The 4,926-nt window shown below is 64.9% G+C and carries 5 protein-coding genes and 1 pseudogene; 4 read left to right on the top strand and 2 right to left on the bottom strand.

What is annotated here, in order from left to right; genetic code table 11:
- Positions 1-23 precede the first annotated feature (23 nt).
- Positions 24-791 carry a cyclic nucleotide-binding domain-containing protein gene (locus AC5JJ6_RS41395; protein WP_496047644.1) on the bottom strand — a complete coding sequence of 256 codons (768 nt, stop codon included), beginning with the start codon at positions 789-791 and terminating at the stop codon, positions 24-26.
- A 46-nt stretch (positions 792-837) separates the two neighbouring features.
- Positions 838-1,557, bottom strand: a complete 720-nt coding sequence (locus AC5JJ6_RS41390; RefSeq protein WP_496047643.1) for a Crp/Fnr family transcriptional regulator — start codon at positions 1,555-1,557, stop codon at positions 838-840.
- Between the two features lie 181 nt (positions 1,558-1,738).
- Here AC5JJ6_RS41390 and AC5JJ6_RS41385 point away from each other — a divergent pair, with 181 nt between their 5' ends.
- From AC5JJ6_RS41385 to AC5JJ6_RS41370, 4 genes and pseudogenes are all read left to right on the top strand, one after another.
- On the top strand, positions 1,739-2,191 hold the full coding sequence (locus tag AC5JJ6_RS41385; protein WP_496047642.1) for a c-type cytochrome: 453 nt from the start codon (positions 1,739-1,741) through the stop codon (positions 2,189-2,191).
- A 27-nt stretch (positions 2,192-2,218) separates the two neighbouring features.
- Positions 2,219-3,568: a cbb3-type cytochrome c oxidase subunit I gene (locus AC5JJ6_RS41380; protein WP_496047641.1), complete on the top strand. Its 1,350-nt coding sequence runs from the start codon at positions 2,219-2,221 to the stop codon at positions 3,566-3,568.
- A gap of 67 nt (positions 3,569-3,635) precedes the next feature.
- Positions 3,636-4,445, top strand: a complete 810-nt coding sequence (locus tag AC5JJ6_RS41375) for a CbbQ/NirQ/NorQ/GpvN family protein (RefSeq protein WP_496047640.1) — start codon at positions 3,636-3,638, stop codon at positions 4,443-4,445.
- Positions 4,446-4,453: 8 nt separating this feature from the next.
- Positions 4,454-4,926 (top strand): annotated as a pseudogene (locus tag AC5JJ6_RS41370) (protein norD); the annotation flags it as partial.

The following is a 4,926-nucleotide window of genomic DNA, read 5'->3' as shown; positions in this document are numbered from 1 at the left end:
TTTTTGACTCAATGAAACGTTGTTCAAAAGCTCCCGCACAGCCCCCGCAGCGCCGCCACGTCGGCGATCCGGACTTCCATTCCCGCCATGTCGATCCCGTGCGGGCGCAGGCGCGCCATCACGCGGGAGAAGCTTTCCGGTTCTATGCCTAAGCGGCTGGCGACGAGGCTCTTGCGGAAGGGCAGGGTGACGACGGCGGCGCCTGTTTCCGCCGGGGTCAGCGACAGCAGGAAACCGCCGACCCGCTGCACCGGCGTCTTCACCCTCAGCGAGGTCTTCTCCCGCGTCAGGCGGCGATGCCAGAGCGCCAGATTGGACAGCATCGTGAAGGCGACCCGATGGTCCTGGCGGAGCTTGCGCATGAAAGGAGCGGCGGGGACGCGGGCGAGCAAGGCATCCTCCATCACTTCTGCCGACAGCGGGAAACTGCCGCTGGCGAACATGGCGGCCTCGGCGAAGGAGGACACCGGCTCGAAGACCTCGACCACGCTTTCTTCGCCGCCCTCGTTCAGGGCGAACAGCTTCACCTTTCCTTCCAGCACCACATAGAAGCAGTCGGCGTCGTCGCCGCACGCAAACAGGGCCGTCTGCGCGGGCATCCGCGCCACGGAGGTTCCCGTCAGCAGATCCGCCAGCACCTTGATTTCCAGGCGCTGGAACAGCGGCAGCTTCGCTGCCAGGGCCGGGTCCAGCGGCTGGCCGGTCCATGTCGTGTGCTGGATGCGGCGGTTCGTGGAGCGGGCGACGCAGGCGGGGCGCGGAACCGCGCAGTTGATCGGGCAGCAGGCCATGGCGGCGGTCTCCGGCAGAGGATCAGGACGAGGATCAGGTCGGGGATCAGGTCGGGGATTCTGGCTGGCAGAACGCCCGCAGTCCGGCAGGGTCGCCGATCACCACCTGGGTCTGGCCGGCCCCCTGAACGCCGAATCGGCGCAGCTTGCCGAAGGCGCGCGACAGGCTTTCCGGCTGCATGCCCAGCTTCTGGGCCAGCATCTGCTTGGAGAACGGCAGCGTGACGACGACCCGGCCGCCGTCATGACGGCGGCTTCGCGGGAGAACGCGGGCGTCGGCCAGTTCCAGCAGGAAGATACCCAGACGCTCCGCCGTCGATGCCATCTTCAGGGCGGTGATTTCCCGTACCAGCCCGCGCAGCCTCGTGGACATGCCGACCAGCATGCCGAGCACAAGATCGAATCGCTGGTCGAGGAGCCGGGAGAGTCGGCGGCTCTCGATCGAGAATACCATGGAGTCGGTAATCACCCGCGCCGACATGTCGTAGTGCGAATCGGGCGCCAGCGACTCCTCGCCGGCACTGTCGCCGGGCGACAGCGGATAGAGCGGGACCGTGGCGCCGGCTTCGTCGGGGACGTAGAGGGCGACCGTGCCCTCCACGACGACGAAAAGGTGCCGCGCGGCATCGCCGCGCTCGTAAAGGACGGTCCCGGCGGGAAGTCCGGTGGTGGCTCCCAGAGAAACCAGGACGGATTGTTCGGCGTCGCCCAATCCTGAAAGCAGCGGATTGTGACGGATCGCGGCAAGGGTGGCTGAATCGATCATAGGTAGACAATAAGGTCCAGGAACGCACCTGCATTTGACCAAGGTCAAGGAATCCCCCACTCGGATAGTCAACTTTGCCGGCACGTTATTTCGCTGCCGGCTTCCAAGCGTCCTTCAGGGGCTTTGGGGCGGCGCCCAACCCGAGGAAATTTCCCATGACAGACGCAGGACGCGGCAAGCCATGAGCGAGCGCCTGACAAAAGCCGCGGCGCGTAACATCTTTTACGGCGGCTCGGCCTTCTTCTTCCTGGTCTTCGTCGGACTTACGGCGTTGAGCCATAACTACATCCTCAATACAGGCACCGATACCGCCACGCTGACCGACGGCGTCGCCCGAGGCAAAGCGGTGTGGGAAAAGAATGCCTGCATCAACTGCCATTCCATCCTGGGCGAGGGCGCTTACTTCGCGCCGGAACTGGGCAACGTCATGGCCCGCTGGGGCGTCGAGAATGACCCAGCGGCATCCTACGACACTCTGAAATCCTGGATGGAGGCTCAGCCCAGCGGCATCGAAGGCCGCCGGCAGATGCCGCAGTTCCACCTGACCGAGCAGGAAATGAGGGATCTTTCCGAGTTCCTGTCATGGGTCGGCACGATCAATACCCAGAACTGGCCGCCCAACAAAGCCGGCTGAGGAGCACCCAGCCATGAGAGATCAGTCATGAGATACCAATCCCAAAAGGTCGCCCTGGTCTATTTCGCCGGAGCTCTCCTCCTGTTCGTCGTTCAGGTTCTGGTCGGGACGCTGGCCGGCGTCGTCTACGTCCTGCCCAACGTTCTGTCGGAACTGGTGCCCTTCAACGTCATCCGCATGATCCACACCAACGCCCTGATCGTGTGGCTGCTGATGGGCTTCTTCGGCGCCGGCTATTACCTGGTTCCGGAAGAGGCGGAGACCGAGCTGTACAGCCCGAAGCTGGCCTATATCCAGTTCGGCCTGTTCATGTTCGGCGGCCTTGCCGCCGTGGTCAGCTACCTGTTCGGCATCCACGAGGGACGCGAGTTCCTGGAACAGCCGATGTGGATCAAGATGGCCATCGTCGTGGTCGCCTTGATGTACCTGTTCAACCTGTCCATGACGGTCCTGAAGGGCCGGCGCACCGCCGTCACCAACGTCCTGATGCTGGGCCTGTGGGGCATCGCGGTCTTCTTCCTGTTCGCGTTCTACAATCCGCACAACCTGGCGCTCGACAAGATGTACTGGTGGTACATCGTCCATCTCTGGGTCGAAGGCGTCTGGGAACTGGTGATGGCCTCGGTCCTGGCCTTCATGATGATCAAGCTGACCGGCGTGGACCGCGAAGTGGTCGAAAAATGGCTCTACGCCATCGTCGGTCTGGCCCTGTTCAGCGGTTTGCTCGGCACCGGCCACCACTATTACTGGATCGGCACTCCCGGTTACTGGCAGTGGATCGGCAGCCTGTTCTCCACGCTGGAAGTGGCTCCCTTCTTCGCGATGGTCGTATTCGCCTTCACGATGGTCTGGAAGGGCGGCCGCGACCACCCCAACAAGGCGGCGATGCTCTGGGCCCTGGGATGCGCCGTCATGGCCTTCTTCGGCGCCGGCGTCTGGGGTTTCCTGCACACGCTCGCCCCGATCAACTACTACACCCACGGGACCCAGGTCACGGCGGCCCACGGCCATCTCGCCTTCTTCGGCGCCTACGTGATGCTGAACCTCGCGATCATGACCTATGCCATGCCTTACTTGCGCAACCGGCAGCCCTTCAATCAGAAGCTCAACATGTGGAGCTTCTGGCTGATGACCTCCGCGATGGCGTTCATGACCTTCTCCCTGACCTTCGCCGGCGTCGTCCAGGTCCACCTGCAACGCGTGCTCGGCATGGGCTACATGGAAGTCCAGGACCAGCTTGCGCTGTTCTACTGGATGCGTCTCGGCTCCGGCGTCGTCGTGGCGATCTCGGCCCTGATGTTCGCCTACTCGGTCTTCGGTCCCGTCCATGAGGAGCGGCCGGCCCGGCTGGCCAAGGCCCTTCAACCCGCCGAATGATCCCGCGCCGGCATCCTCTTCGGGGGATGCCGGCAAGGATGCCGCCAGCCCCGGAGACCCGATCGTCATGCCCGACAGCCTGAACCCCGAGACTTTCGCCGCCGAAGTCCCCTATTACGAGCCGACCGGCGACGAATGCGACCTGTTCGTCCACGCCTATAACCACAACCTGCCCCTGCTGCTCAAGGGACCGACCGGCTGCGGCAAGACCCGGTTCGTCGCCCACATGGCGGCGAAGCTCGGCCGCCCGCTCCACACCGTTTCCTGCCACGACGACCTGACGGCGGCCGATCTGACCGGCCGCTATCTGCTGAAGGGCGGCGACACCGTCTGGGTCGACGGCCCGCTGACCCGCGCCGTCCGCGAGGGCGCCATCTGCTATCTCGACGAGGTGGTCGAGGCGCGGAAGGACGTGACCGTCGTGCTCCACCCGCTGACCGACGACCGCCGCGTCCTGCCGCTGGAGCGGACCGGCGAAACCATCGTCGCCCCGCCCGGCTTCATGCTGGTCGTCTCCTACAATCCCGGCTACCAGAACATCCTGAAAAGCCTCAAGCCCAGCACCCGGCAGCGTTTCCTGGCGGTCGAGTTCGACTTCCCGCCGCCCGAGCGCGAGGCCGAGATCGTGTCGCGCGAAAGCGGCTTGGCCGTAGAACGCTGCCGCCCCCTGGTCCGCCTTGCCGGAGCGCTGCGCGACCTGAAGGGCCAGGACCTGGAGGAAGGCGTCTCCACCCGCCTGCTGGTCTATTGCGCCACCCTGATATCGTCCGGCATGCGGATGGAGCGCGCGATCCTGGCAGCGATGATCGAGCCGCTGACCGACGACCCGGACGTCCGCAAGGCGCTGCTGCGCGTCATCGACATCACGCTCGGCTGAGGCGGGTCATGGTTTCCATTTTCGAACCGGAGGAAACAGTCGGTCAGGCGTGGCACCGGCTGGTCGGCGGCAACGGCAGCTACAAGCATCATCCGGAAGCCGCCGTCGGCCTGGACGAGGTCCGGACCAGCCTGGGCGTCATGTTCCGGGCGCTCGGCGGCAATGGCGGGGTCCGGCTTGCCGCCAGCGGGGCAGGGGCTTCCAACCACCGGCTGACATTGCTGCAAAGGATCGGCCTTGGCACGGAGAAGCTCGACGGCGCCCGGTTCGATGGAGCGACGCTCGAACTCCCGGCCCGAATCGACTGTTTCCCCACTCGTGCCGAAAACGAGGCCCTGTACGAGTGGCTGATCGCGTGGTTCACCTGCGCCGAACCCGCCTCTTCCCTTACAGCCGCCGATCCGCTGCAAGCCGACATAGCCCGCCTGCGCGCGGCCGGCGCCAACACATCCCTCGCCCTCGATATCTGGCCGGGTCTGCG

The organism is Skermanella sp. (assembly GCF_059503625.1).
The sequence above is the reverse complement of the archived record's forward strand: the minus strand, read 5'-3'. Positions and strand labels throughout refer to the sequence as shown.